1 protein-coding gene and 1 pseudogene are annotated in these 1,014 nt (G+C 66.3%); one reads left to right on the top strand and one right to left on the bottom strand.

Going from position 1 to position 1,014, the window contains the following annotated elements:
- Positions 1-147: 147 nt before the first annotated feature.
- A pseudogene (locus H0524_RS25665) lies at positions 148-291 on the top strand (two-component sensor histidine kinase); the annotation flags it as partial.
- An 87-nt stretch (positions 292-378) separates the two neighbouring features.
- On the opposite strand, the gene H0524_RS21250 reads toward H0524_RS25665, so the two are convergent.
- Positions 379-1,014: FAD/NAD(P)-binding oxidoreductase (locus H0524_RS21250; protein ID WP_180200232.1), on the bottom strand; the 636-nt coding region annotated here is incomplete at its 5' end.

Below are 1,014 nucleotides of genomic sequence, written 5' to 3'. Positions count from 1 at the left end.
CGTCCAGCGGCTCAATGCTCCTCACCGGCAGCCTGGCCGTGCTGACCGGCACCGCCCTCCTGCTCACAATCGGTCTCACGCACCGGCGACGGCGCAACGCCGAAAGCTGAGCGCAGCGGCACCACTGCCGCTACCGCCACCTGGACGATGGCCCGCCGCGCGCGGAGGATCGCGGCGGGCCTCGTCCAGGCAGGCGGCGTACGCACCAACCGCCAGGGCAGGGTGGTCAGGCAGGTGCTCGGCAACCTCCTGGACAACGCGCTACGGCACCCACCCGAGGGCGGGACCGTCACAGTGCAGGTGGTCAGCGGTGCCAGAAGTGTGGAGCTGGCGGTGGCCGACACCGGCTATCCAGTAGGAACCACCCACCCGTGCGCCTCAGGCACGGCCGCGAAGCATGAGATTCCAGTAGAGGGCCGGCAGCCCGTAGCGCTTGAGATACCACATGTCGGTGCGTTCGTGGGTGGTGTCGAGGAACGGAATGCTGGGTGTGGGATGCATGGTGTAGTCGAACTCGGCGAGCAGCATCTTGTTGCGGGCCGTGGTCAGCGGGCAGGATGCGTACCCGTCATATGTCGCCGGCAGCGACCCGCCCCTGATCGTGGCGATGAGATTGCGGGCCACCACCGGTGCCTGTTTGCGGATCGCGGCACCGGTCTTGGAATTCGGAGTAGAACCGGCGTCGCCGAGGGCGAACACGTTCGGGTATCGGGTGTGCTGCAGGGTATTCCGGTCGACATGGACGTAGCCAGCCGGGTTTTCGGGGTCGGCCAAGGCGGTCTGCTTGAGCCAGTCCGGAGCTGACTGCGGTGGTACCACGTGCATGAGGTCGTAGCCGATCATTTGTCGACTATGGTTTGTATGATCGGCGATCACCGCCTGGCGACTGTCGGCGTCGACTTCCACGAGTTCGCTGCTCTTGTGGACCTCGATGCCGTACCGGGCGGCGACGCGTTCCAGTTCATCGGCGAAGACCTGCACGCCGAACATGGCTGGGGTGGGCAGCACGAGCAC

Origin of the sequence: Salinispora sp. H7-4 (assembly GCF_013416675.1) — a bacterium.
Classification (GTDB): domain Bacteria; phylum Actinomycetota; class Actinomycetes; order Mycobacteriales; family Micromonosporaceae; genus Micromonospora; species Micromonospora vitiensis.
Note: the sequence above shows the minus strand (reverse complement) of the source record. Positions and strands in the feature narration are given on the sequence as shown.